Raw genomic sequence first — 24,103 nt, 5'->3', positions numbered from 1 at the left:
CAACAGCTAGGTTAAGCCGCACCGCGATGCGGCGTCGGCTTGGACGATTTGCTATGCATGACCCGTCTCACCCTCATTCTGCCGCGTTGTCGTGCGAGTGACGGGCACAGGAAATGTTACGCGCCCTACGGATGACAAAATGGCCTGGCGGCACTCGGCGGTGAATTCCGAGTCTTGACTCTCTACGCAGTTCTGCACAGCTAAGAACAGATCCGGCGTGAACACTAGCGCCGTGTTCATCGTCAGCGCCGCTGCTACGCATTTTTCGGTAAACGCGTCGCCGCGATCTTCCAGCGGAACAAGTCGGTGTGCATTTCCGAACAAAACCGGCTTTGCTGGTGCTTCGACTGATTCTCGAAGCAGATCCTCATGGATGTTCATCTGTAGCTGTCGCAACTTATCGACGTTCACTGCTTTATTGTCTTTGCCCTCGGCTTCGCCGATTAAACGGCCTTCGGGCGACTCGAACACAACATCAAACTCTGAGCCTCCATCTTTAAAGGGCTCTGCCGTGAATCCAATTTTCCGCAGTGCTTCGATGATGGCTTCCTCGAGAGGTCGTCCTTTCTCAAAAAGGAGGCCTCGGAGGCGGCCCTCAACTCGCAGCTGTTCGGCGAGCCCCTCTTTGGTCTTTTGAGCATTCTCAACGGCGACCTCGGCCGCCATCAGCTCAGCGCGCAACGTTCGTTCGGGCGCCAAGAGATAAGTATCGGACGATGCCCATCCGGGTTCGGTCGTGACATCACTCTCAGCACGCAGTTCCTTGTCCATCTGGACGATAGCTGCCACGAGGCGATTGGCGAAGGTCGTAGCCTTCTTGGTCCACACCTGCTTCTCGTTCTTCTCAGTTACGAACTCGTCGGGATAGAAGTCGACATCGGGGAGCAAGACTAAACTGCCCGCGGACGTCTTGCTTCGAATAATTGCCCCGACGCATTTGTCGCCAGTTCTGGTGAGTATCGCGGCTGGCACGTGCTCTGATGAAAGGAGCACGTGATAGGCGAACATATCCCGAAACTCGTTCCAGAACGCGGCAAGCGGTGGTGCCACGGAAGAGGCTAGCTTCATCTCCGAGCCGTTCGCGACTACGGGCTTCAGGTCGGCGGGAATCGAATTGTAGTTGCTGTATTCCGTCACGTGGCGCGTTGTCTTCTGATTCCTTCCAGTACCTGAGTAGGTTCGTTGGCCGGTGTCGATGTACACCGAGGTAAGCTCTGGAAGGAAGACGACGGCGGTCTTCCCCGAGGCCACAGCCTCTTTGAGCTCACGGCGCCAGTGTTCGCAGCATTCGCGCAGTTGGAAGGACTGCGTATCGCTGAGGCTAGGTCTGCCTTGGAAGTAGTCAGTACTGTAGCCAAGAAAGTCGCTAATTAATGGCTTAAAAAGCACAATGTCGAAGTCGAGCAGGGAGGACTTCGACCGAAACGAGACATGCTTGGCATTACTGGACGCCAGCTCGCATCCAACGGTTGCGATCCGCTTTTCGCTCATCAAGCTTCCCCCGTAATGCTCAGGTGAGGCATAACGCCGAGTTAAGCGGTGGCGAAGCCGTCCGCCCAGAACTAGATGTTAACCTGCATGAACGCGAATGTTAGAAAACGCCTCAGCGAATAGCTGCTGATGCTCCTTTGGTGGAATGACCAACCATGTACAGGCGATTGTGGCAAAGGCCTCAATGGCTTCGATGGGCGCGGTGAACATAGTGTGAGGGCGGGCTACGCGAAGCGCTTCCACGATCGGTCCCAGGTCCGCGAAATCCGGCTCGGCACCCAAGTTGTGCCCCGCTTTGTTGCGAATGGTATTTAGCTTAAGGATTCCAGGCCTAACGAACGCCGCGCTTGAAGCTCTAGTAGGCAGAAGCATCGCCTTGTTGAAGAAGTTCAACTTGGCATCTGCCACGTTCTCGAGACCGTACTGCTCAGAAAGATATTGCTCTAGATAGTGCTCAACTATGAGATGGCACTTTAGCAAGCGTCCTATAACGTCGCGAGGGTGCTGAGTGAGTGCGATGAAATGAGCATTCTCTTCGTTGAAGCGAGCTTCGATCTCAGCCATGTGTGGCGAAGGGCCTCAATGACTTGCTCTATCCCATCGATATCTCGCATAACCATCCTTATGTAGGGTAACGCCTGAGTTAAGCGGCAGCGTAGTCGTCCGCCTTGAACGAGATGATAGACGCCTACGGCGAGCTATGCGCGCTTGCCGGTTGCGAAGCAGCCTCACGCGCCTTGGCTTTGAGATAGAAGGCTGTTGTAAATAGGGACTGCTGCTCCTTCTCGGAGGTATCCTTTTGCAGAAAGATGACCTCGCCATCGCTGGAAACTTGAGCAGCTCCGTCTGAGGGCTTGGCCAACATCACAATTTGAAGAGTCATAGGATCGGAGTCTTCGTGGAAGGTGCTCGGAGTGGTTCCCGACCCGTCAACCATCACGACCTTGGAATGGACAGCTATATCTTGCATTGCAGCCTGAAGTTCTTTCGTGACGGTTACTTCCCCAGCCGAAGCGGCAAAGGCAAAGACAAAAGCAGCTACAATTATTTTGTTCGAGTGACGCATGTTATCCCCCTGTGTCTAACGCTTGAATTGAGCGGCGGCGTAGCCATCCACCTCGAATGAGTGGTTAGGCCGACCACACAACATCCCAGCCGGCCTCCTCAAAAAATTTTTGAAGCTCATGCCGATCAGCCACCCAAGAGTCGAATGCCCCGTTGGCATTGGGGCCGTTTGAGCCAACCCACCACTCATAAATAAACAACCCATCCGCATCCTCAGCATCACTCGAGACCAACACGCGGTGCCCGGCTCTTTCACTATTGCGGATTGCTCCTACGGTATCTAGTGGGATGCTCATGGCGGCCTAACGCTGGAGTTAAGCGGAGCGCGGTACGCGCGTCCGCTTGGACGAGTGGTTAGGCGCCACGTACGACGCCCTCGATTGCAACACTTGGAAAGATAGCTGCCGCCTCAGTTGGTGTAATGCGCCTGGCGTCGTGAAGAGACTCTTGCCATAGGGAACCGCATGTGCGGCAGCGCTGCAAGAACGCCGGGCCGTCTGGGATGACAGCGACGCGCTCGAAGCGCTGAAACGGTGCGTGATAGCCCGACTGGCAGTCGGAGCAAAGATCCTTTGCGCTAACGTCGGCTCTAGATTGCATGGCTTGCTGCAAACCCTCCCCGTGGAGCCTAACTATTGAATATACGGACACGCTCGTCCGGTTATACATCCCCGGTGGCGCAACGAGATCCCCGCGCAACTCATTGTTCTTGCTGAAGATTATCTTTGCCGCGTCCGGCTAACAACCGAACGCAAAAACCGGACACAGAGGCACAGTCTTGGAACGGCGGCTTTGGGTCGAAAGCTGACCTAAGCTCTCCGCCAGCCTAGCCGCCCGACAGTCCACTGTCCTCAAATTTCAAGATCGTCGCCGAAGCCGCCTGCTCCTTGGTGGCCTTAGTCTGCATGGAGGGATTCAATGGATACTTCGTCCCGTTGAAGCGCAACAGGACCGGGCCAACGCCACGACTGGTCACCAGCAGTGTTTTCCACCCATGCCTTCTCTCGTCAACGAAGCCAATAGGTTCGTTGCTGATGGTGGACGACGAGACCAGCGCGAAATCGCCAGGGGAACCCCGAAAGACAAGGAGGGTGCAACCACCAGAACCGCAGTAATCACCTTTCAACAACACAAGTGCGTCCGCCCGACCGTCTCCGTTCAGGTCGACTTGCGCGTATCGATACGCTGGCGTGCTGGCTTCCTTCGTAAAGGCCCGGACCGCTGCATTGAGCTGGCTCGGACCATCCGCAATGCAGCAATGACTACTTCCGAGAAGGACGCCAGACAGCAGGATGGCACACAATCTCATCGATCCAAGGCCCCGGTATGAGAGTGGAAGGAAGTGTCTGCTTCGAAAGCGGACCTATGAAACCTGATCCTCTTCCCACAAGCGGCCGGCTCGAACGACCTTGCAGTGGTAGCAGCCACTGCTGACGTCATTCCGGTTATACCAAGCGTGGTTACCTCCAGCCTTTTCGCAATCGTCTCCTTTGTCGGCAACACCAAGGTCGATCAGAAACCATGGCAGATGCCGTCGAACGGCGGTCCGCCATCGGTATGGCGATGGATTTCGCTGGTTGCTCAATTGCCCCTCCTCGCGTCCATCCTGGGTCGACAGCGGATATCGTGATCTTAGCCGGTGCTCGTCCCGCCGCCGAACGTCCTGTAGAACTCGCTGTTCTCCCAGTCGTCGGAAAAGCCGTTGATGATTTTGACGAATCGGCGCCCATGAGCCACTGGATCAGCCATTTGGTTGAGTCGCCCGTGCGCCCATTCCCGGACTTCGGGCCACCGAAGCTTGTGCATGAGAAAAGCTATCGGCTCGTCGCTTAACTGACCATCGAGGAACATCGACGTCAGGGTGCAAACGAATTCCGCGCGATTGCTCGGATTGTCCCTTACTAGTTCCAGGCAGCGAACATAGGCCGGCTCGGCAAGATCGAAGGAAAAGTCCGTATCCAGAATCCGTTCCGCTTCGAGCAACTGCTGGCGGAATTCGTCGATTGGCAGCATGACTCGGCTCAAAAAGGAGTGCGAAGGAAGGGCGGCTGAGGTTATCGAAAAGGGGCCGCTATGGGTCGGTTTCCGCCGATCAGCGTGACCCGGCCTCCGATCATACCGGCCAGCGAACGGGCCATCGTCGACCAGTGGGGTGATGCACTCGATCCAGCGCATGCACCACGGCCTGGACAACCTGCGGCAGGAACGGTCCACCCGCTTCGCCAAGGTCCGCCGCGTCGCTATGCCCGCGGCCCGGGCGGGCGCGCTCACGGGCCAGCCGCCGCAGCCGCTGCACCGCGCCGCTGGATCTCCTGGCTTGGCGCAGCCCACCCTCCCGGCGCACCGCCGCGCTTTTTCATGGGCGTTTGAGCCCCGGGGTGTCATCGATCAGGCCATCGCACCTCATCGATGACGCCTTTTGGCTCACGCCTGAGCCTTTTCGCCTCGTCGCCCAGCCGGAGAACCTCAAGCCCGAGGCGGCGGATACTGAACGACGAGGCTGCGCAGGCTCATGCATGAATCTTTTTCGCTCATCGATGAGCCGATTCGCCTCGGCGATGACGTACCCGGACCTCACGCATGAGTCTTTTTGCCTCATCGATGAGGCTCCGCGGCCGATCGATGAGGGTTTTTACCTCGGTACCGGTGCCGGCGGAACCACCCGGCCGCTTCCGGCCTGCGCACGGCCCACGCGACACCCGGCTGCCGCACCACGAGCTGGCCGGGATCGCCTGCATGGCGCGAATGGGTGGAGCGCCCCCGCCGACGCGCTCTGCCGCCTCGTCGCGTGGCCCCCCGGCTTCATCGATGCCGACAGCTACATGGCGCAGCGCGACCTGTTCGACGCCGTTTGATGCAGCGCACGCATGCAACGTGATCTGGTCGGCGCGCACGTTTTTGCGAACACGCGCCGTTCATCCTGCGAACCGGGCGCCGGTCTATGGTGGCACCGCCATGCGTCACATGGCCTACCCAAACCGAGGTTACGTCATGACCAAGACCCTCTCCGCCGCACTGATCGCCGTCGCCTTCGCGCTGCCGGCCACGTACGCCCTCGCCGCCCCGCAGCACGCAGGCGGTCACGCCCCAGCCAGCCACCCGTCGATGTCCATGCCCATGAACCAGGATGCGCATGGTGATGCGGTTTCCGATGCCGCGCACATGGCCAAGTCGGACGACACCAACGTCGGCAAGGCTGTCAGCCCGGTCGCCAACGACAAGAACAAGGGCAAGCACATGGCCAAGGGCAAGGGCCACGCCAAGACACATCACCAGCACTGAGCTTCCCGCATTTCCCCATGCGACAAGGGCCGGATCGCGAGATCCGGCCCTTTTTCGTCAGCGCCGCCAATTGCGGTCGGAGGCTGGGGGATCGCGAGCCGGCGCTCAGCCCAGCTTGCGCGACACCGCGAAGAACGCCAGGTTGCCGAGTCCGGTGGCGCCCGCCAGCACGGCCACCATGCCGGGGGTGACGTCCTGCCAGCCGAACCACTGGATCAGGCCGAAGCCCAGGGCCACCGAAAGCAGCACGATGCCCCAGCGCAGCGAGGAATGGCGCCGGCGCAGTTCCTCCTCGCGCAACACGGAGGCGACCAGCTCCGCCGAACCGCCGGCCTGCATCATGCGCCGGCGCGCCACCGCGTCCACGCAGACCTTGATGGCGTAAGTGACGCAGACAAACAACGCAACTGGGACCACTATGCCGGGATTCATGGATACCTCCGTGACGGAAAAGGGTGATGACGGGTTTCGGGAACATGGATACCGGTCGCCGGCCGACGGTTGCACCCGGCGTGCTGCAACCGTTGCGCGCCTGCCTGCATCTCAGCCGTCATGGATGACACGCACCCCTCCGACCTGGCGCTGGTCGCTGCCGTGCTGGCCGGACGGCCGGGCGCGTTCGAATGCCTCGTGCGCGAGCACCAGGGGCTGTGCTGGCACGTCATCCAGCGCATGGTGCGCAACCCCGAGGACACGCGGGAGCTGTGCCAGGACACCTTCCTGCGCGTGCACCAGTGCCTGCACCAGTACCGCGGCGAGAGCGCGCTGAAGTCCTGGATCGCGCGCGTGGCCTACACCATCGCGCTGCGCCACCTGCAGCGCAGGCGCATCCCGCTGGTCGCGGCGCACGACGACGACGGCGCCCCGCTGACCGAAAGCGTCGCCGACGACTTCGACCTGGAGGCCGCCTGCGCCGACGCGGAGATCGCCGCGCACCTGCACGAGGCGATCGAGGCGCTGCCGCCCCTGCAGCGTACGGTGCTGACGCTGTACTACCTCGAGGAAACCCCCATCCCCGAAATTGCCAGCATCACCGGGCTGGCCAGCGGTACCATCAAGAGCCATTTGTTCCGGTCGCGACTGCGCCTGCGCGAGGTGCTGGAAGCCCGGACGGGAGTTGCGGCATGAACCACGACCACGACCTTCCTCCCTTCGACGACCCGGCGCGCGAGCGCGAATGGCAGGCGCAGGAGCGCGCCCTGCAGGCCGAGCGCCTGGGCCTCGACGGCCGCGACGACGACGCGCGCGTGCGCCGCTACCGCCTGCTGGCGCGCACGTTGCGCGCCCCCTTGCCCGTGGCACTGCCGGCGGATTTCGCGCGGCAGATGGCCGCGCGAGTGGCCGTCGTGCCGGCCCGGCGGCCTGCCGCCGATGCGCGCTTCGAGTTCACGCTGGCGGGCGCGCTCGCCGTGGTGCTGCTGGTGGCCGGCGGCGTGATGCTGGCGAACTACGGCGGCACCTGGCTGCCGGCCTTCCGCGAACTGTTGCCGTCCGCCAGCACACCGGCGACGGGCTGGCTGCTGGCGCTCGGCGGCTGCCTCGGCGCGTCCTGGCTGCTCGGGCTGTGGCAGCAGCGGACACACGGACCGGCCGCCTGAGCCCGGCCGGCACCCGCCACGATCCGGGGCGGCGTATCCGCTACGCTTCGCAGCCAAGCCCGCCTGCGCCGGAGACCCCATGCACCTCGAGCCGCCGAACACCCGGTTGGTGTCCTTCAAGGACTTCGCCAAGCACTACCTGATGATCGTGCTCAGCATCCTCACCGCGCTGGGGCTGGAGGCGTGGATCGAGCACACCCACCACGCGCACGCGGCGGCCGAAGCCAGCCGGCGCATGGACGGCGAACTGCACAAGGTGCTCGGAAACATCGAGCAATCCATCGCGGTCAACCAGAAGTCGCTGGCGGCGCTGAAGGCGTTGGACGCGCAGGTGGGCGCCGACCTGGGCGCGGGCCTCGACGATGCGGCGATCAACCGGAAGATCCAGGCTCGCCGCGACGACTTCCAGCTCAACGTCAACTGGCCGACCTTGTCCAGCGTCGCCTGGGACGTGGCCGTCGCCGACCAGTCCGCGGGCTGGATCGACGCCAGCGCGCTGCAGCGCTATTCGACCGCCTATACCGCCGAACGCGAGCTGGACACCTGGCTGCAGCGCGACTCCACGATCCCGGTCGACGCCCCGCATCTGGTCAACACCCTCACGAACCTGCAGACCGGCCGTCCCGTCGACCCCAGCGATTTCCAGCGCTCGTTGCGGCAGATGGAGATGATGCTTGGCTCGGACATCTCGCGCCTGCACGTCGCCGCCGCACGTATCGCGCCGGCGGTGCGCGGCCCCGCTGCCGGCCAGCCGGCCGACTGAACGATAGGCACGCGTGGCGGGATGGCCGCCCGATGCCGGCGGCGGCCTCGCTACCGAGCCGGTGTCCGGGGCCGGTGTGGGCGCAAGTCCCTCGTTGCGGCGTGCGCGGCACCCGGGCCGGGCAATCCGCTACGCTTTGCAGCTGCCCCCGCCTGCGCCGGAGATCCCATGCACCTCGAGCTGCCGAACACCCGGTTGGCGTCCTTCAAGGACTTCACCAAGCACTACCTGATGATCGTGCTCAGCATCCTCACCGCGCTGGGGCTGGAGGCGTGGATCGAACACACGCAACACGCGCATGCGGCGGCCACCGCCAGCATGCAGATCGAGGCCGAGATCCGCAGCAACCTGGCCGAGGTCGACACCGATGCGCAACTGGACGCCGCACAGTTGGAGAAGCTGGACGCGATTCGCAGCGCGGTGATCCAGGACCTCAAGTCGAACACGTCCGACGATGCGGTGCGCAAGCACATCCTCGCCCTCACCAGCGACGGCTTCGACTTGAAGATGCAGTTCCCGACGCTGCGGCACGAAGCCTGGGACGTGGCGGTGGCCAACCAGTCCGCCAGCTGGATCGACCGCGCCCGCATGCAGCGCTACTCCGCCGCCTACGCCAACGCACGCGACAGCGTCACCCTGATGCGCGAGGACACCGCGATCCTGATGAACGGCACCGGCATGGTGGACACCATCGCCGACCTGGATACCGGCCAGGTCGAGCCGCACCAGTTCCTGCACGTGGTCAGCCAGATGCGGGCGATGATCGACCAGACCACGCAGAACCTGCGCATACTCAAGAAGCAGCTGGAGGCCGCCCTGCCGGCGACGCCGCAGCATGGCGCCGAGAGCACCGGCCGCGCCTGACGATCAGAGTTCCAGCACCGCATCCAGCCCGCGGTGCAGGCCGATGAGGCCCGGCACCTTGCGGATCGCCAGCAGCGCGCCGTCCACGTAGGGCTTCGCGCTGGCGCCCGCGTTGTGGCGGATGCTGAGGGTCTGGTCGGGCAGGCCGAAGATCGTCTCGGCGCCCAGCACGAAGCCCGGCAGGCGCACCGCGTGCACCTGGCTGCCGGCCAGGGTGCCGCCGCGCGCCTCACGCAGGCCGCGGGTTTCCTCCAGCGGCACTTCCAGCCGCGGCTGGCGCACCTTGCCCATGCGCATCGCCAGTTCGCGCACGGTGCCGCTGGGCGCGTCGGGCTTGCCGGCGTAGGCGTAGTCGATGATTTCCCACTGCGGCAGGATCTTCGCCGCCATCTCGGAGAACTTGATCAGCAGCACCGCAGTCAACGCGAAGTTGCCGCAGGCCAGCACGCCGCAGTCACGCTCGCGCGCCACGGCGTCGATGTGCGCATAGTCCGCATCGGTGACGCCGGAAGTACCCACCACCACGTGGGCACCGCGTTCCAGCGCGGCGAGGATGTTCGACCTCGCACTGTCGGGATGGGTGTATTCGACGAAGATATCGCAGGGCGCGGCCAGCGCCTCGGCCGCACTGGCGAACACTGGCGTGGTGATGGCGGCGTCGCCCAGCGCCTCACCGAGCCGCTGGCCGGCATGCCGGCGCGAGACCGCGGCGACCAGCTGCAGATCCGCGCTCGCGGCGATGCCGCGCGCCAGTTCCGAACCGGCCCAGCCGGTGGCGCCGGCGAGACATACCTTCAGCGTCACGGTCACCTCACAGTCCGCGCCATTCGCCGATGTGCGGCGGCCATCGGCTTCCCTGCGACACGGAGGCGATGATGGTACCCACTGCCGGTCGCCCTGCCCACCGCCCCGGACCCGGGCGATCCGCTACGCTTCGCGGGTTACCGCAGCCATCGGAGCCGCCATGCATATCGAACCGCCGAACACCCGGCTGGCATCCTTCGGGGATTTCGCCAGGCACTACCTGATGATCGTGCTCAGCATCCTCACCGCGCTGGGGCTGGAGGCCTGGATCGAGCACACGCATCACGCGCATGCGGCGGCCACCGCCAGCGCGCAGATCGAGGCGGAGCTGAGCGCCAATCTCGCCGACATCCGCAAGGTGCACGATGCCGATGTGCAGCGTCTGAAGACGCTGACGCAGCTGGATGACTATCTGATCCAGGCCGTGAAGGAGGGCACCGATGCTGCAACCATCAGGCAGCATGTCGACGAGCTGACAAAGGGCCAGCTCTATCTCGGGCTGTATCTACCGGAAATGCGCCACGAGGCCTGGGACGTGGCCGTCGCCAACCAGTCGGCCAGCTGGATCGATGCCAACCGCCTACGCCACTACGCCACGATCTATGCCGACCAGGGCGAATTCGAACGACGCATCGTGTTCAACACCAGCGTGAACCTGCAGGGCTCGAGGATGAACGATGTTGATGCCGGACTGAAGGCCGGCACGATCCAGCCGATCGAGATGATGAATGCCGTGAATTCCATGGATTCCTCGATAGGCGACACTGTCGTCGCGCTGGATTCGCTGGAACGGGCATTCAAGCTTGAGCTGCCCGATCTCGTTGCGACGGCGCCCGTTCCGTCCACGCGCTGAACACCGCTCTCCCTTACGGCTATCGGCGCCTGCACGAAAAGCCCGGCCGAAGCCGGGCTCTTCATGAATCGCACGAAGCTTATTTCTTCTTCGGGATGTAGAGGTCGGTGATGGTGCCTTCGTAGACCTCGGCCGCCATGCCTACCGACTCACCCAGCGTCGGGTGCGGGTGCACGGTGAGCGCGATGTCGGCCGCCTCGCTGCCCATCTCGATCGCCAGCGCCAGCTCGGAGATCAGGTCGCCCGCGTTCACGCCGACCACGGCGCCGCCCACGATGCGATGGGTCTCCTCGTCGAAGATCAGCTTGGTGAAGCCCTCGGTGCGCGCGATGCCGATGGCGCGCCCGGATGCCGCCCACGGGAACTTGCCCACGCCCACCTTGAGGCCCTTCTCTTTCGCCTCGCGCTCGGTGACGCCCACCCAGGCCACTTCCGGGTTGGTGTAGGCCACCGAGGGAATCACCCGCGCGTCGAAGTGCGCCTTGTGGCCCGCCGCGACTTCCGCCGCCACGTGCGCCTCGTGCACCGCCTTGTGCGCCAGCATGGGCTGGCCGACGATGTCGCCGATCGCGAAGATGTGCGGCACGTTGGTGCGCAGCTGGGTGTCGACGTTGATGAAGCCGCGCTCGGTCACCGCCACGCCGGCCTTGTCGGCGCCGATCTTGTGGCCGTTGGGCGAGCGGCCCACCGCCACCAGCACGCGGTCGAACACGGTGGTCGCGGGGATGCTGTCACCTTCGTACTTGACCTCGATGCCCTTCTTGCCGGCCTTGGCCTCGGTCACCTTGGTCTTGAGGTGGATACCCTTGAGCTTGCCGCCGAGGCGCTTGGCCAGCGGCTTGATCAGGTCGGCATCGGCACCGGGGATGATCTGGTCCATGAACTCGACCACGGTCACCTCGCTGCCCAGCGCGGCGTACACCGTGGCCATCTCCAGCCCGATGATGCCGCCACCAACGACCAGCAGCTTGCCGGGCACGTCCTTCAGTTCCAGCGCGCCGGTGGAATCCATCACGCGCTCGTCGTCCCACGGGAACGCAGGCAGGCGCACCGCCTGCGAGCCGGCCGCGATGATGGCCTGCTCGAAGCGGATCAGCTTCGTGCCTTCGGCCGTCTGGACTTCCATCTCGTGCGGCGACACGAAGCTGCCGGTGCCGACCACGGTGCGCACCTTGCGCTGCTTCGCCATGCCGGCCAGGCCCTTGGTGAGCTGACCCACCACGCTCACCTTGAAGTCGCGCAGCTTGGCCAGATCGAGCTTGGGCTTCCCGAAGGTGACGCCGTGCGCGGCCATCGCCTCCGCCTCGTCGATCACCGCGGCGGCGTGCAGCAGCGCCTTGGACGGGATGCAGCCCACGTTGAGGCAGACGCCGCCCAGCGTGTCGTAGCGCTCCACCAGCACGGTGTCGAGGCCGAGGTCGGCGGCGCGGAAGGCACCCGAGTAGCCGCCGGGGCCGGAACCGAGCACGACGAGCTGACAGGTGATGTCCTGGGTTTTCCCAGTGCCGGCCGCCGCTTGCGGCGCACTGGCTCCCTCCCCCCTTTGGGGAGAGGGTTGGGGTGAGGGGCGGGTGCTCGCGGAAGTGCTACCAACGGCTTTCGCTTCGTCGCCGGACTGCGGCGAGGTTGTCCCCTCACCCCGGCCCTCTCCCCGGGGGGGAGAGGGAGAAGAAGCGTCGGCAGTCTCGAGGACAAGGATCACCGCGCCCTCGGACACCTCGTCGCCCACCTTCAGCTTCACCTCCTTCACCGTGCCGGCGGCGCTGGAAGGCACTTCCATCGTGGCCTTGTCCGACTCCAGCGTGATCAGGCTCTGCTCCTTCGCCACCGTGTCGCCAGCCTTCACCAGCACCTCGATCACCGGCACGTTGTCGTGGCCGCCGATGTCGGGAACCTTCACTTCGATCGTGTTCGCCATGGGGAATCCTTCGTCATTTTTTTCGCTCGATGGGGCGGCCTCGCGAGCATCCGCCCCTCACCCTGCCCTCTCCCCCGTTTACCAAATTTGTTTACGGGGGGAGAGGGGAAAAGCAGGGCATCAGAGCAGCAGGCGGCGGATGTCGCCGAGCTGCTTCGCGACGAACACGGCGAAGCGGGCGGCCAGCGCACCGTCGATCACGCGATGGTCGTAGCTGAGCGAAAGCGGCAGCATCAGGCGCGGCGCGAATTCCTTGCCGTTCCACACCGGCTTCACCGAGGCCTTGGAGACGCCGAGGATGGCCACCTCCGGCGCGTTGACGATGGGCGTGAACGCGGTGCCGCCGATGCCGCCCAGCGAGCTGATCGAGAAGCAGCCGCCGGACATGTCGTTCGGGCCGAGCTTCTTGTCGCGCGCCTTCTTGGAAATCTCGCCGAGTTCGCGGGCGAGGTCGAGCAGGCCCTTCTTGTCCACGTCGCGGATCACCGGCACCACCAGGCCGTCGGGCGTGTCCACCGCGATGCCGACGTGGAAGTACTTCTTGAGGATCAGCTTCTCGCCGGTCTCGTCCAGCGAGGCGTTGAACTGCGGGTATGCCTTCAGCGCCGCCACCACCGCCTTCATCTGGAACACCAGCGGGGTGATCTTGAGGTCCTTGTTCTCCTCGCCCAGCTGCTTGCGGAAGGCTTCCAGCTCGGTGATGTCGGCGTCCTCGTGCTGGGTGACGTGCGGGATCATCGCCCAGTTGCGCGCGAGGTTGGCGCCGGAGATCTTCTGGATGCGCGAGAGCGGCTTCTCCTCGACCGGACCGAACTTGGCGAAGTCGACCTTCGGCCACGGCAGCAGGTTGAGCCCGCCGCCCGCCGCGACGGTGCCGCCGGTCACCGGCCGTGCGCCCGAGGCCAGCGCGTGCTTGACGTAGGCACTGATGTCCTCGCGCACGATGCGGCCGCTGCGCGCGCTGCCCTTCACCTGGTGGATGTCCACGCCCAGCTCGCGCGCGAACGCGCGCACCGCGGGGCTGGCGTAGGGCGCGTCGCCCGGCATCACGATGTTCGCGTCGAACGGCGGGCGCACCTGCGGCGGCACGTCGCCTTCCGGCGCGTGGCCCGGCTGCACGCTGCGGCCGCCCTGCGGCGACGGCTTGTCCTGCGCCGTCGGCGCCTCGACCCTGGCTGCGGCCGGCGCCGGGGCAGGTGCCGGCGCGGCGGCGGCGCCTGCCGCGCTCTCGATCAGCGCGATCAGCGCGCCCTCGGAGACCTCGTCGCCCACCTTCAGCTTCACTTCCTTCACCGTGCCGGCGAACGGCGCGGGCACTTCCATCGTGGCCTTGTCCGATTCCAGCGTGACCAGGCCCTGGTCCTTGGTCACGGTGTCGCCGGCCTTCACCAGCACCTCGATCACCGGCACGCCCTCGTGGCCGCCGATGTCGGGCACGCGGGCCTCGCGCACGCCGCCGGCCGCGGGCTTCGGCGCCTCGCTGCGCGCTGGCTCCGCCGCCTTCGCGGGCGCGGGGGCCGCCGGCTTCGGCGCTTCCGCCGGCGCGGGTGCAGGCGCGGCGGCCGGTTTCGCGGCAGCGCCATCGGCCTCGATCAGCGCGATCACCGCGCCCTCGGAGACCTCGTCGCCCACCTTCAGCTTCACTTCCTTCACCGTGCCGGCGAACGGCGCGGGCACTTCCATCGTGGCCTTGTCCGATTCCAGCGTGATCAGGCTCTGTTCCTTCTCCACCCGGTCGCCGGGCTTGATCATCACCTCGATCACCGGCACGTTGTCGTGGCCGCCGATGTCGGGTACGCGGGCTTCTTGGATGTCGGCCATGGTGTCTCCTGCGAATGGCGAGGGCAGACCGCGCGGGGGACAGGGGGCGGCCGCAAGGCTTCCATCATAGCGAACGGGGGACGCCAGCGGCAGCTTTCGCCGCCATCCCGCGAGCATGCGCATACGTATGCATGGCGTGACGAAAGCCCCGTGACATGAGGCCCATGTGGTGCCCGGATCCGCTCGGCCACACTGTGGCCGTCCGTCGTCACCGCCCGCGGCGCAAGGGAAGCCATGCTCGACATCAGCCACCTGTCCAAGACCTACGCCAACGGCGTGCGCGCGCTGCGCGACGTGTCCCTGGAGATTCCCAACGGCATGTTCGGCCTGCTGGGCCCGAACGGCGCCGGCAAGTCCTCGCTGATGCGCACCATCGCCACGCTGCAGGACCCCGACGAAGGCACGATCCGGCTCGACGGCATGGACCTGCTGGCCGACAAGCAGGCCACGCGGCGCCTGCTGGGCTATCTGCCGCAGGAGTTCGGCGTGTACCCCAGGGTGAGCGCCGAGGCGATGCTCGATCATTTTGCGGTGCTCAAGGGCGTCGTCGCCAGGGGCGAGCGGCGCGAGCTGGTGGATGCCCTGCTGCGCCAGGTGAACCTGTGGGACGTGCGCAGGCGCAAGCTGGGCAGCTTCTCCGGCGGCATGCGCCAGCGCTTCGGCATCGCGCAGGCGCTGATCGGCGACCCGCGGCTGGTGATCGTGGACGAGCCCACCGCCGGGCTCGACCCCGAGGAGCGCCACCGCTTCCTCAACCTGCTGGCCGAGATCGGCGAGCGCGTGGTGGTGATCCTCTCCACCCACATCGTGGAGGACGTCACCGACCTCTGCCAGCGCATGGCGATCATCGGCCAGGGCCGGGTGCTGCTGACCGGCGATCCGCGCGAGGCGATCCGCGCGCTGGAGGGCCAGGTCTGGCGGCGCACGATCGACAAGGGCGAGCTGGACAACTACCGCGCCCGCATGAACATCCTCTCCACCCGCCTCGCCGGCGGCCGCACGCTCGTGCACGTGCTGGCCGACCACCGCCCGGAGGAAGGCTTCGAAGCGGTCGCACCCGACCTGGAGGACGTCTATTTCGGTCGCCTGCGCGCGCAGGCCACCGCCTGCGCCGCCTGACGCCCACGCCTGCCGGGAGGGAAACCATGTTCCTCGAGATCCTCCGCTTCGAGTGGCGCCAGCAGCTCAGGGCCCCGCTGTTCTGGATCGTCCTTGCCGCCATGCTGGGCATCGCGTTCGCGCTCGGCAGCACGGATGCCGTCGTGCTGGGCGGCGCCAGCGGCAACGTGCTGCGCAATGCGCCGCTGGTGATCGCGCGGCTGCTGGACGCGATGACGGTCCTCGGCATCCTGCTGGTGGTGGCCTTCGTGGCCGGCGCCGCCACCCGCGACTTCGAGCAGCGCACCGCGGAACTGCTGTTCGCCACCCCGGTGAGCCGCCGGGCGTTCCTCGGTGGTCGCTTCCTCGCCGGCTACCTGGTGCTGCTGGCGATCCTCGCCGCCTGCGCGCTGGCCATCGCGCTGGGCGGCGCGATGCCGTGGGTGGACGCCGGCAGCCGCGGCGTCGCCGACTGGCGCGGCTACGCCTGGGGCTTCGGCGTGCTGGTGCTGCCCAACCTGCTGTTCATCGCGGCGCTGCTGTTCCTGCTCGCCATCGCCACCCGCTCGCTGCTGGCCAGCTACATCGGCGTGATCGCGTTCTTCGTGCTGCAGGGCATCGCCGGCGCGCTGAGCCGCGACCTCGACAACCGCTGGCTTGCGGCGATGCTCGACCCGTTCGCCGGCCGCACCGTCGCCCTCGTCACCCGCTACTGGACGGCCGACCAGACCAACCACCTGCTGCCCGCGCTGGATGGCGTACTGCTGTTCAACCGCCTGCTGTGGCTGGCCGTGTCGGCGCTGCTGCTGGCCGCCTGCTTCGTGCTGTTCCGCACCGACCGCGAGGGGCTCAGGCTGCCGCGTCGCCGGAAGCGCGCGGAACCGCCGCTGCTGCGCCCGCCGGCCGCCGCCGCCGGGCTCGCGCTGCCCAGGGTGGGGATCGCCGGCAGCCGTGGCGCCCGGTTCGCCCAGCTGCGCGCGCAGTTCGCGTTCGACACGCTGGGCGTGCTGCGCGGCGCCGCCTTCCTGGTGCTGCTGGTGCTCGCGCTGGCGGTGATGTTCGTGTCGCTGGTGTCCGCGGGGCTGGTCTACGGCACGCCGGTGTGGCCGGTCACCCACCAGGTGCTCGCCGCGATCAACGGCAGCTTCAGCCTGCCGCTGATGATCGTGCTGATCTTCTACGCGGGCGAGCTGGTGTGGCGCGAACGCGCGCACGGCATGGCCGGGGTGAGCGACGCCTTCCCGACGCCCGACTGGGTGGCCATGCTCGCGAAGTTCGGCGCGCTGCTCGCGGTGATCGCGCTGATGCTGGCGACCGGCGCCGCGGCAGGCATGGGCTGGCAGCTCGCCCACGGCTACCGCCACCTGGAACCGTGGCTCTATCTGCGCATGCTGGCGCTGGACGCGATTCCCTTCGTGCTGGTGGCGGCCCTGGCGCTGTTCCTGCAGGTGGCGTGCAACAACAGGTTCCTCGGCTACCTGCTCGGCATCGCCTGGCTGGTCGGCACGCTGGCCCTCGACCTGCTGCACCGGGAAGACAACCTGTACAACTACGCTGGCGCGCCCGCTGTGCCGTATTCGGACATGAACGGTTTCGGCCACTTCATCGTGGGCGCGCTGTGGTTCGATGCCTACTGGGGTTGCCTCGCGCTGGCGATGCTGGTGCTGGCCGCGCTGCTCTGGGTGCGCGGCACCGGACAGGGATGGCGCGACCGCCTGCGCGAGGCGCGTGCGCGCCTGCACCCTGCGCTGGCCGTCGTGCTGGTGCTGGCGCTGCTCGGCTTCGCCGGGCTGGGCGGCTTCGTCTACTACAACACCCATGTGCTCAACCGCTACACCGACAGTACCGGACAGCAGCGCGAGCGCGCCGACTACGAAAAACTCTACGCCGGCGACGCCGGCCTGCCGCAGCCGCGCATCACCGCGGTGCAGGCGGATGTGGACATCCACCCCTACCGCCGCCGGCTGTCCGTCCGCGGCCACTACACCCTGGTCAACAAGCTCAAGGTGCCGGTGACCGAGCTGTTCGTGAACTACGCCGCCGGCTTTGCGCCGAAGACGCTGAGCTTCGCGCCGCACGACACGGTGAAATTCGACAGGCGCCTCGGCGTGGCGATCTACCGGCTGAAGACCCCGCTGGCGCCGGGCAGCTCGATGTCGTTCGACTTCACCCTCGACTACGCATCCCGCGGCTTCACCAACGGTACGGGCGAAACCTTCCTGGTGCACAACGGCACCTTCTTCAACAACCAGAAATTCCCGCAGTTCGGCTACCAGGCGAAGTACCAGCTCACCGACCGCAACGACCGCAGGAAGTACGGCCTCAAGCTCGACGTGCCACGCATGCCGCCGCTGGGCGACGAGGCCGCGCGCGCCAACACCTACATCGCCAACGACGCGGACTGGATCAGCTTCGACACCACCGTCTCCACCGCCGCCGACCAGATCGCGCTGGCGCCCGGCACGCTGGAGAAGACATGGACGAACGGAAATCGCCGCTACTTCCACTACACGATGCGGCAGCCGATGCTGAACTTCTTCTCGTACCTCTCCGCGCGCTACGCGGTGAAGAGCGTGCAGCACAAGGGCGTGACGGTGTCGGTCTACTACAACCCCGCGCACGCCTTCAACGTGGACCGCATGATCGAGGCCGCGCAGGATTCGCTGGACTACTACGACAGCCACTACACGCCTTACCAGTTCAGGCAGCTGCGCATCCTGGAGTTCCCCGACTACGCCGCCTTTGCGCAGAGCTTCGCCAACACCATCCCGTTCTCGGAGGCCATCGGCTTCATCGCCGACCTGCGCGACAGCAGCCATGTCGACTACGTCTACGACGTCACCGCCCACGAAGTGGCGCACCAGTGGTGGGCGCACCGGGTGATCGGCGCCGACATGCAGGGCTCCACCCTGCTCAGCGAATCGCTGGCGCAATACAGCTCGCTGATGGTGATGAAACACAAGTACGGCGCCCAGCAGATGCACAAGTTCCTCCGGTACGAGCTGGACATGTACCTCGCCGGCCGCGCCGCCGAAAAAGTGGCCGAGGAACCGCTGGGCAAGGTGGAGAACCAGCCCTACATCCATTATCGCAAGGGCTCGCTGGTGTTCTACGCACTGCAGGACTACGTGGGCGAGGACAAGCTCGACGCCTTCCTCAGGCAGTTCCTGGTCGACTACGGTTTCCAGCAGCCGCCGTATGTCGACTCGAAGATCTTCGTCGATGCCCTGACGAAGGCGCTGGGGCCGCAATGGCGGCCGATGATCGACGACTTCTTCTGGAAGATCACCCTGTTCGACGACCGCATGCTCGACGCCACCGCGAGGCGGCTCCCCGGCGGCAAGTACGAGGTGACGATGAAGGTGCGCGCCGGGATGAGCTATGCCGACGGCAAAGGCAGGGAGACGAAAGCCGCGCCCGACATCCCCATCGCCATCGGCGTGTTCGCACGGGGCGACGCCGGCCGGGACGGCAAGCCGCTCTATCTGGAGAAGCGCATGCTGCCCGAGGGCGACAGCACGCTCACCGTCACCGTGGACGGCAAGCCGGCGATGGCCGGCATCGATCCCTACAACGAGCTGATCGACAAGGTGCCCGCCGACAACCGCAGGGCGGTGACGCTGCAGTAGGGTGGCGGGGCCGTTTCGGGCGCCGGCAGGAGACCGCCCGCTGCCGAACGCGGAGACGGCAGATCAAGCCGGGAAGATGGCATCCATTGTCAGCCCCCCTACGGAGAGGGAGCCGCGCCGGCGCAGGCGTCATCCCTTCACCTGCACCACGCTCACCTCATGCGCCGGCGCCGGCAGGCTGAGCTCGCCGGCGTCGATGCGCCGTTTCACCGCGCACAGCAACGCGGTCTGCGCGGCCCAGGCGTCGTCGCTCCTCACCCAGCCGCGCAGCAGCAGGGTCACGGTCTGGCCGGCGATGCCGTCCACCCACACGCCCGGCGCCGGTTCGGCCAGTACCAGCGGCTCGTCCGCCAGCGCCTGCTGCAGCGTGGCCATCGCCTGCGTGAGATCGTCGCGCCAGCCCACGCCGATCTTCAGGTCGATGCGGCGCGTGCCGCGGCGGTTGAAGTTGAGAATGGCGTCGCTGCCCACCTTGGCGTTCGGCACGATCGCCTCGCGGTTGTCCGGCAGCACCAGCACGGTGTGCATCAGGTTGATGCTCAGCACGGTGCCGTCGATGCCGCCAGCGGTGACGTAGTCGCCCACCCGGAACGGCCGGAACATGATCAGCAGCACGCCCCAGGCGAGGTTGGAGAGCGAGCCCTGCAGCGCCAGGCCGATGGCCAGCCCCGCCGTGCCCAGCGCGGCCACCATCGGCGCCGGCGACACGCCCAGGGCGGCCAGCGCCATGGCCACCAGCACCGCGATCAGCACGCCGTAGAGCAGGTTGCGCAGGAAACCACCCAGCGTGTCGTCCACCTTCGCGCGATGCAACGCACGCCGGGTGAAATTCGCCAGCCGCGCAGCCGCCCACGCGCCGATCAGCAGGATCAGCAGCGCCGCGAGCAGGCGCTGCCCGATGTCCATCGCGGCGGCGGAAAGGTCGATCGCGGAGAGGCGGGCAAGCAGCTGGTGCATGGCGTTCACGGATGCGGCGGTAGCCGGGCGAGACTAGCAGCATCGACGTCGCCGGCCCGTGCCGGCCGCTCGAAAAAAATGCCGCGGGCGGCTCACGCCGGGCGCGGCATGCGTCCGTGCGGGGAGCGCACGGCCTTGGGGGGTATCAGCGCCGGGCGACTTCGTCGCCGCCCGCGCCGTGCTGGCTGTCCTTGCCCTTGCGATCCCGATTGTTCGTCAGCAGTTGCAGCGGCTGGCCATCGGCAAGGCGAAACCGGAACTGCTGCTGCAGACCGTCCAGTTCCGCGAGGCGCGGGCAGATCGCCCGGGCGCGCGCCTCCAGCCGGCCCGAGCGCGCCTTCATCGCCTTCTCCACCGACTGGTCGACCGTGTCGGCCCGCGCCTCGAGCTCGCTGGCGCGTCCGGTGAACAGCGACCACATCACGCTGCGCTCCAGGGTGCTGGCCAGCTGGTTGCTGGCCGCGGTGACCGGCTGCGCGATCGCATCGGCGAAGTCCCGCTGGCTCCAGTGGTCGGCACTGATGCTGGCTTCCATCCCGCGCAGTGCCTCCACGCGGGACTGGTTGAGCTGGCGCACCAGCTGATCGCGATGATGCTGGCTGCCGCCCAGCGTGGCGGCCACCGTGGCCAGCGCGTCGTACGCGATGCCCACCGCCTCGTGTGCCACGCCGGCCATCTCGGGCAGCAGGCCGCGCATCTCCGCCTCGTAGCGGCGCAGCCGCGCCGCATCGTCCGCCGACACGGCAACCGGCCGGCCGTCGACGCTCAGCGCGCCGTCATGCATGAAGACCTCGTCCGGCTGTCCGCCGGTGCGGCGGAAATCGATGCCCGCAGGTGTCGCTCGCACGTCGTAGTTGCTGGCGTAGCCGCACTGGTCGCCGCGAACGTGAACCTCGGCTGCCGGCGCAGGCAGGCCAAGGGCAAGACCGAGGGCGAAGACGAGCGTCGCGACTGTGGCGTGTCTGGACATGGAAACCTCCCGTGGCGCGGGCCCCACGGCCCGATGCCGACTTGGATGCGCCGATACGCCCGCAAGGTTTGATCATGCCGCCCGCCACGGCATGCGCCATGCGTCATGCCCTGCCATCAGTCACGCCCCGGTACCCATGGAAGGTGCCGCATGCTGCGGAATTTTCCGTTGGCGCCTCCGGCACCTGTCCACGCCTGCCGCTCGCGGATCGGTCGCCCGCCGCGACCGATCCGCGAGCGGCCATCCCTGGCCGTGGCGAGGCTGGAAATCCGCGATCTCAGCGGCTGCGTTCGTCGATGTCGCTGACGCGGCCATCGACCAGGGTGACCACGATCACCCGGCCGTCGCGCCGGTACTGCCATTGCTCGCCAGACACCGCGCCGTCGGAGGATGCGCGCATGCGGCGCCCGCGATGACGGCTGCCGCGGGAAGCACTGCGGCGCGACTTGTGCGTGGGCTTGCCCAGCAGGGCGCTCACCGTGGCGGCGCTGTCGCCCACCACCAGCACGCGGTTGCCCACGCGCAGGCTGTCGGAGGCGAAGGCGCCGGTGGCACAGATGGACAGGAGGCAGGCCAGCAGGCCGGCCAGTCGGTGATGATGCATGACATGCTCCCCATGTGGCGGACGCGACTGCGCCCCGTCATGCAGGCTAGCCCGCATGTGGCAGCGCGCGTCATGGCCGAGCGCCGGGGACGGGGTGGGCGCGACGCGCACGCGCGTGTAGTCGCACACCGTGCGCCACGACTCCGGTGTCAGGAATGCGCCGTGCCGGCCAGGCTGTGCATGTCCAGATGGATGCCGCGCAGGCGCGGCAGTTGCCTGCGCAACACCTTGGCCGAGTCCTCGGGCAGCGCGGCGATGGCCCGTTCGAAGGCGTGCAGCAGGCCCGACTCGTCCTGCACCAGGGCATGGATCCAGGCGTTGTCGCGCCGGGCGGCGGCATGCGCCATGCCATCCACCAGCCGGCAGCGCAGCGCGGCGCGCCAGCTGCCGTGCGTGCGCGGTACGCCGCCGCCCAGTTCCACATCGTGCTGCAGGTCCGCCACCAGCGCGGCGAGCGCCTGGGCATCCTCCTCCAGCACCGCTCGCAGGCCCGGCTCGCCTACCGCGAGGGCGGCATGGCGGTACAGGCGGCACAGATCGATGCCGCGGCGGATCAGCTGATTGCAGATGGTGAGAGTGACGCTCGAGACCACGGTCGCCCCCGGTCGGGCGCTGGGGATGTGGGGCTATCCTCGTCCTCGGCTACTTAGCCGGAGATTAATCCGCGTCGCGGACGCGCCACTATGGCTGGCCGACCTGCAGCAGATCCAGCGGCCGCCCCTTGCCGTCGCGCACGCCCTGCTGCAGCGTGGCCAGTTGCCGGATCGCCGGACACAGCGCCTCGATCTGCGGCCGGAGCGCCTGCATGTGCTGGCGCATGCGCGGCTCCAGCTGCGTGGCCAGGTTCGCCGCGCGGTCGCGCAATGCGGCCGCCGCCTGCAGATCGCCCCCCAGCGCGGCGTTGAGCGCCTGCTGGCCGAGGTCGGCGGCGATCAGCGGCAGCAGGTCGCCCTCGATCCGGCCGATGGTCTGGTCCATCGCGCTGCCCTGCCAGTCGTGTGTGCTGTTGCTGGCCGCGATGCGCTGCTTGAGGCCGGCTGCATCCACCGCCAGCCGCTGGTCCAGTTGCGCCTGCGCATCCGCATCCAGGCCCATGCCGGCCGCCTCGTCGCGCAAGCCCTGCGCCGCGATGTCCACGCCGTGCCGGGCCACTGTGCGCACGCGCGGTGCCAGCGCGCGCAGGTCACGCTCGAACAGGCTCAGGCGATCCTGGTCCTCGGCGTTCAGCGGCACCGCTGCGCCGTCGACGTGCAGCGTGCCCTGGCGCAGCTCCACCCGCGCGGGCGCGGGCGACGGGCGATCGAACAGCACGCTGCCCGGCCGCAGCGTCACGTCGTAGCTGCTGGTGGCGCGACAGGTGGCGGCGAGGTCCTGCGCCTGCAGTGGCAGCGTGGCGAACAGCAGCGGGAGCAGCGACAGACGACGGAGGCGCATCGGGAGGATTCCGGGAACGGGATGGTGCAGCGATACCTGCGGCCGGGGCAACCGATGCTGAACATGCTGCCGGTCCACCGCCGGGACAACCCGAAAACGGCATCCCGTCGCCGTCTCAGATTTGCGGCTTCTGCGCTTGCATGCGCAAGCCATGCCCGACCAGATCGATGTCTCCGTCGGGCAAGGCATCCACGCTGCCAGCCGGCTGCTTGTCGTCCAGCCACGGGACCGGCTGCACAGGGCCAGGCTCATAGACGTTCCAATGCCCATAGGCCGGTTTCGTGCTTCCGCCTGTCGCGATGGAGCGCAGGGCAAACGTGACCGACATCCGGACGATCCGGCTTGGCGCGGCCGCATCACTCGCAGGAGTGAAGACCCATCGGCTCGCGGCTTCCCTGGAAACCCTGCCGAGCAGCTCCCGCCAATGGTTCAGCTCCGCGTCGCGCCCCACCACGCCCATGTCCACCTGCTGCACGGCGACATCGGCCACCTTGCCGGCCGGGTCCACCCGCATGGCCAGGTACACCGTGCCATGCACCAGCGCATGCTCCGCCGCTGGCGGGTAGACCGGTTTCTCCTGCTTCACCACCGCGATGCCGGGATCATGGTCCGGCGGGCCAAAGTGCACCCCTTCGATCTCGAGGCGAACCTTGTCCCTGCCCATCGTCGTCGCCACCACGCGGACGGCAATCGGCACCTTGGGCGCGGCGGCCCTGCCATCCGCCAGCGGATCGAACTTCCATGTCGGAATGGCGTTGGTCAGCAGGCTCCTGACCGCAGGCGGCAGGCTTTCGGGGTGGTCGATGGCATAGGTCGCCACGCTGCCGTCAGGCGCTTCCTGGATCGTGCCGGTGACCAGCATGCTCGCCCGTACCGATTCGTGCCGCGGGCCGGCAGCCAGCGCCGCCGTCGACAACACGATGCCCGCGCAACACAACAGCAAGTGCTTCAT

Annotated in this window: 24 protein-coding genes; 9 read left to right on the top strand and 15 right to left on the bottom strand. The window is 66.7% G+C overall.

What is annotated here, in order from left to right; genetic code table 11:
- Positions 1-51: 51 nt before the first annotated feature.
- From ACQGNW_RS06115 to ACQGNW_RS06095, 5 genes are all read right to left on the bottom strand, one after another.
- Complete coding sequence (locus ACQGNW_RS06115) at positions 52-1,491, bottom strand: hypothetical protein (RefSeq protein ID WP_426662242.1); 1,440 nt, start codon at positions 1,489-1,491, stop codon at positions 52-54.
- Positions 1,492-1,569: 78 nt separating this feature from the next.
- Positions 1,570-2,055 (bottom strand): hypothetical protein, encoded by a 486-nt coding sequence (locus ACQGNW_RS06110; protein ID WP_426662241.1) that lies wholly within the window; start codon positions 2,053-2,055, stop codon positions 1,570-1,572.
- Positions 2,056-2,179: 124 nt separating this feature from the next.
- Positions 2,180-2,557, bottom strand: coding sequence for a hypothetical protein (locus tag ACQGNW_RS06105; RefSeq protein WP_426662240.1), 378 nt, complete (start codon positions 2,555-2,557; stop codon positions 2,180-2,182).
- Between the two features lie 825 nt (positions 2,558-3,382).
- Positions 3,383-3,859, bottom strand: coding sequence for a hypothetical protein (locus tag ACQGNW_RS06100; protein WP_426662239.1), 477 nt, complete (start codon positions 3,857-3,859; stop codon positions 3,383-3,385).
- A gap of 329 nt (positions 3,860-4,188) precedes the next feature.
- Positions 4,189-4,569 carry a hypothetical protein gene (locus tag ACQGNW_RS06095; protein ID WP_426662238.1) on the bottom strand — a complete coding sequence of 127 codons (381 nt, stop codon included), beginning with the start codon at positions 4,567-4,569 and terminating at the stop codon, positions 4,189-4,191.
- Between the two features lie 503 nt (positions 4,570-5,072).
- Here ACQGNW_RS06095 and ACQGNW_RS06090 point away from each other — a divergent pair.
- Positions 5,073-5,411 (top strand): hypothetical protein, encoded by a 339-nt coding sequence (locus ACQGNW_RS06090; protein ID WP_426662237.1) that lies wholly within the window; start codon positions 5,073-5,075, stop codon positions 5,409-5,411.
- A gap of 136 nt (positions 5,412-5,547) precedes the next feature.
- A complete protein-coding gene (locus tag ACQGNW_RS06085) occupies positions 5,548-5,838 on the top strand; it encodes a hypothetical protein (RefSeq protein WP_426662236.1) in 291 nt (96 codons plus the stop codon).
- A 105-nt stretch (positions 5,839-5,943) separates the two neighbouring features.
- Here the strand turns inward: ACQGNW_RS06085 and ACQGNW_RS06080 are convergent, their stop codons facing one another.
- The gene (locus ACQGNW_RS06080; protein WP_426662235.1) at positions 5,944-6,270 is read right to left on the bottom strand and encodes a hypothetical protein; all 327 of its coding nucleotides are present in this window, start codon (positions 6,268-6,270) and stop codon (positions 5,944-5,946) included.
- A 120-nt stretch (positions 6,271-6,390) separates the two neighbouring features.
- Here ACQGNW_RS06080 and ACQGNW_RS06075 point away from each other — a divergent pair, with 120 nt between their 5' ends.
- The 4 genes from ACQGNW_RS06075 (at position 6,391) to ACQGNW_RS06060 (ending at position 9,063) form a co-directional block, all read left to right on the top strand.
- Entirely contained in the window at positions 6,391-6,966 is a 576-nt protein-coding gene (locus tag ACQGNW_RS06075) for an RNA polymerase sigma factor (protein ID WP_426662234.1), read from the top strand.
- Complete coding sequence (locus tag ACQGNW_RS06070) at positions 6,963-7,436, top strand: hypothetical protein (RefSeq protein ID WP_426662233.1); 474 nt, start codon at positions 6,963-6,965, stop codon at positions 7,434-7,436. Before ACQGNW_RS06075 ends, ACQGNW_RS06070 begins: the two co-directional genes overlap by 4 nt.
- A 79-nt stretch (positions 7,437-7,515) precedes the next feature.
- Positions 7,516-8,199, top strand: a complete 684-nt coding sequence (locus ACQGNW_RS06065) for a hypothetical protein (RefSeq protein ID WP_426662232.1) — start codon at positions 7,516-7,518, stop codon at positions 8,197-8,199.
- A 168-nt stretch (positions 8,200-8,367) separates the two neighbouring features.
- The gene (locus tag ACQGNW_RS06060) at positions 8,368-9,063 is read left to right on the top strand and encodes a hypothetical protein (protein WP_426662231.1); all 696 of its coding nucleotides are present in this window, start codon (positions 8,368-8,370) and stop codon (positions 9,061-9,063) included.
- Between the two features lie 3 nt (positions 9,064-9,066).
- Here ACQGNW_RS06060 and dapB read toward each other — a convergent pair whose 3' ends face one another.
- The gene (dapB, locus tag ACQGNW_RS06055; RefSeq protein ID WP_426662230.1) at positions 9,067-9,873 is read right to left on the bottom strand and encodes a 4-hydroxy-tetrahydrodipicolinate reductase; all 807 of its coding nucleotides are present in this window, start codon (positions 9,871-9,873) and stop codon (positions 9,067-9,069) included.
- A 217-nt stretch (positions 9,874-10,090) separates the two neighbouring features.
- On the opposite strand from dapB, the gene ACQGNW_RS06050 reads away from it, so the two are divergent.
- Positions 10,091-10,720 (top strand): hypothetical protein, encoded by a 630-nt coding sequence (locus ACQGNW_RS06050; protein WP_426662229.1) that lies wholly within the window; start codon positions 10,091-10,093, stop codon positions 10,718-10,720.
- A 79-nt stretch (positions 10,721-10,799) separates the two neighbouring features.
- Here the strand turns inward: ACQGNW_RS06050 and lpdA are convergent, their stop codons facing one another.
- Complete coding sequence (gene lpdA, locus ACQGNW_RS06045; RefSeq protein ID WP_426662228.1) at positions 10,800-12,638, bottom strand: dihydrolipoyl dehydrogenase; 1,839 nt, start codon at positions 12,636-12,638, stop codon at positions 10,800-10,802.
- 120 nt (positions 12,639-12,758) lie between these two features.
- Positions 12,759-14,459: a dihydrolipoyllysine-residue acetyltransferase gene (gene aceF, locus ACQGNW_RS06040; RefSeq protein WP_426662227.1), complete on the bottom strand. Its 1,701-nt coding sequence runs from the start codon at positions 14,457-14,459 to the stop codon at positions 12,759-12,761.
- A 234-nt stretch (positions 14,460-14,693) separates the two neighbouring features.
- On the opposite strand from aceF, the gene ACQGNW_RS06035 reads away from it, so the two are divergent.
- A complete protein-coding gene (locus tag ACQGNW_RS06035) occupies positions 14,694-15,578 on the top strand; it encodes an ABC transporter ATP-binding protein (RefSeq protein WP_426662226.1) in 885 nt (294 codons plus the stop codon).
- A 26-nt stretch (positions 15,579-15,604) separates the two neighbouring features.
- Positions 15,605-19,186, top strand: coding sequence for an ABC transporter permease/M1 family aminopeptidase (locus ACQGNW_RS06030; RefSeq protein ID WP_426662225.1), 3,582 nt, complete (start codon positions 15,605-15,607; stop codon positions 19,184-19,186).
- 129 nt (positions 19,187-19,315) lie between these two features.
- On the opposite strand, the gene ACQGNW_RS06025 is transcribed toward ACQGNW_RS06030, so the two are convergent.
- The 6 genes from ACQGNW_RS06025 to ACQGNW_RS06000 all read right to left on the bottom strand — a co-directional run bounded on the left by ACQGNW_RS06025 (position 19,316) and on the right by ACQGNW_RS06000 (position 24,103).
- A complete protein-coding gene (locus ACQGNW_RS06025; protein WP_426662224.1) occupies positions 19,316-20,143 on the bottom strand; it encodes a mechanosensitive ion channel family protein in 828 nt (275 codons plus the stop codon).
- Between the two features lie 145 nt (positions 20,144-20,288).
- Positions 20,289-21,113, bottom strand: a complete 825-nt coding sequence (locus ACQGNW_RS06020) for a DUF2884 family protein (RefSeq protein ID WP_426662223.1) — start codon at positions 21,111-21,113, stop codon at positions 20,289-20,291.
- Between the two features lie 277 nt (positions 21,114-21,390).
- Positions 21,391-21,717: a DUF2845 domain-containing protein gene (locus tag ACQGNW_RS06015; protein ID WP_426662222.1), complete on the bottom strand. Its 327-nt coding sequence runs from the start codon at positions 21,715-21,717 to the stop codon at positions 21,391-21,393.
- 149 nt (positions 21,718-21,866) lie between these two features.
- Positions 21,867-22,310: a PA2169 family four-helix-bundle protein gene (locus ACQGNW_RS06010; RefSeq protein ID WP_426662221.1), complete on the bottom strand. Its 444-nt coding sequence runs from the start codon at positions 22,308-22,310 to the stop codon at positions 21,867-21,869.
- A gap of 88 nt (positions 22,311-22,398) precedes the next feature.
- A complete protein-coding gene (locus ACQGNW_RS06005; protein ID WP_426662220.1) occupies positions 22,399-23,151 on the bottom strand; it encodes a DUF2884 family protein in 753 nt (250 codons plus the stop codon).
- Positions 23,152-23,266: 115 nt separating this feature from the next.
- Positions 23,267-24,103, bottom strand: a complete 837-nt coding sequence (locus tag ACQGNW_RS06000) for an energy transducer TonB (RefSeq protein WP_426662219.1) — start codon at positions 24,101-24,103, stop codon at positions 23,267-23,269.

It is taken from the genome of Rhodanobacter aciditrophus, assembly GCF_050026795.1.
Lineage (GTDB): Bacteria > Pseudomonadota > Gammaproteobacteria > Xanthomonadales > Rhodanobacteraceae > Rhodanobacter_A.
This window is presented reverse-complemented; position numbering and strand designations above follow the sequence as displayed.

What these genes read in the sequence shown, in the direction of transcription:
- ACQGNW_RS06020 (WP_426662223.1), bottom strand. Translation starts at nt 21,113, where the DNA reads ATGTCCAGACACGCCACAGTCGCGACGCTCGTCTTCGCCCTCGGTCTT.
- ACQGNW_RS06090 (WP_426662237.1), top strand. Translation starts at nt 5,073, where the DNA reads ATGAATCTTTTTCGCTCATCGATGAGCCGATTCGCCTCGGCGATGACG.
- ACQGNW_RS06050 (WP_426662229.1), top strand. Translation starts at nt 10,091, where the DNA reads ATGATCGTGCTCAGCATCCTCACCGCGCTGGGGCTGGAGGCCTGGATC.
- ACQGNW_RS06085 (WP_426662236.1), top strand. Translation starts at nt 5,548, where the DNA reads ATGACCAAGACCCTCTCCGCCGCACTGATCGCCGTCGCCTTCGCGCTG.
- ACQGNW_RS06035 (WP_426662226.1), top strand. Translation starts at nt 14,694, where the DNA reads ATGCTCGACATCAGCCACCTGTCCAAGACCTACGCCAACGGCGTGCGC.
- ACQGNW_RS06060 (WP_426662231.1), top strand. Translation starts at nt 8,368, where the DNA reads ATGCACCTCGAGCTGCCGAACACCCGGTTGGCGTCCTTCAAGGACTTC.
- ACQGNW_RS06115 (WP_426662242.1), bottom strand. Translation starts at nt 1,491, where the DNA reads ATGAGCGAAAAGCGGATCGCAACCGTTGGATGCGAGCTGGCGTCCAGT.
- ACQGNW_RS06110 (WP_426662241.1), bottom strand. Translation starts at nt 2,055, where the DNA reads ATGGCTGAGATCGAAGCTCGCTTCAACGAAGAGAATGCTCATTTCATC.
- ACQGNW_RS06005 (WP_426662220.1), bottom strand. Translation starts at nt 23,151, where the DNA reads ATGCGCCTCCGTCGTCTGTCGCTGCTCCCGCTGCTGTTCGCCACGCTG.
- ACQGNW_RS06105 (WP_426662240.1), bottom strand. Translation starts at nt 2,557, where the DNA reads ATGCGTCACTCGAACAAAATAATTGTAGCTGCTTTTGTCTTTGCCTTT.
- ACQGNW_RS06030 (WP_426662225.1), top strand. Translation starts at nt 15,605, where the DNA reads ATGTTCCTCGAGATCCTCCGCTTCGAGTGGCGCCAGCAGCTCAGGGCC.
- lpdA (WP_426662228.1), bottom strand. Translation starts at nt 12,638, where the DNA reads ATGGCGAACACGATCGAAGTGAAGGTTCCCGACATCGGCGGCCACGAC.
- ACQGNW_RS06025 (WP_426662224.1), bottom strand. Translation starts at nt 20,143, where the DNA reads ATGCACCAGCTGCTTGCCCGCCTCTCCGCGATCGACCTTTCCGCCGCC.
- aceF (WP_426662227.1), bottom strand. Translation starts at nt 14,459, where the DNA reads ATGGCCGACATCCAAGAAGCCCGCGTACCCGACATCGGCGGCCACGAC.
- ACQGNW_RS06080 (WP_426662235.1), bottom strand. Translation starts at nt 6,270, where the DNA reads ATGAATCCCGGCATAGTGGTCCCAGTTGCGTTGTTTGTCTGCGTCACT.
- ACQGNW_RS06000 (WP_426662219.1), bottom strand. Translation starts at nt 24,103, where the DNA reads ATGAAGCACTTGCTGTTGTGTTGCGCGGGCATCGTGTTGTCGACGGCG.
- ACQGNW_RS06095 (WP_426662238.1), bottom strand. Translation starts at nt 4,569, where the DNA reads ATGCTGCCAATCGACGAATTCCGCCAGCAGTTGCTCGAAGCGGAACGG.
- ACQGNW_RS06065 (WP_426662232.1), top strand. Translation starts at nt 7,516, where the DNA reads ATGCACCTCGAGCCGCCGAACACCCGGTTGGTGTCCTTCAAGGACTTC.
- ACQGNW_RS06075 (WP_426662234.1), top strand. Translation starts at nt 6,391, where the DNA reads ATGGATGACACGCACCCCTCCGACCTGGCGCTGGTCGCTGCCGTGCTG.
- ACQGNW_RS06015 (WP_426662222.1), bottom strand. Translation starts at nt 21,717, where the DNA reads ATGCATCATCACCGACTGGCCGGCCTGCTGGCCTGCCTCCTGTCCATC.
- ACQGNW_RS06070 (WP_426662233.1), top strand. Translation starts at nt 6,963, where the DNA reads ATGAACCACGACCACGACCTTCCTCCCTTCGACGACCCGGCGCGCGAG.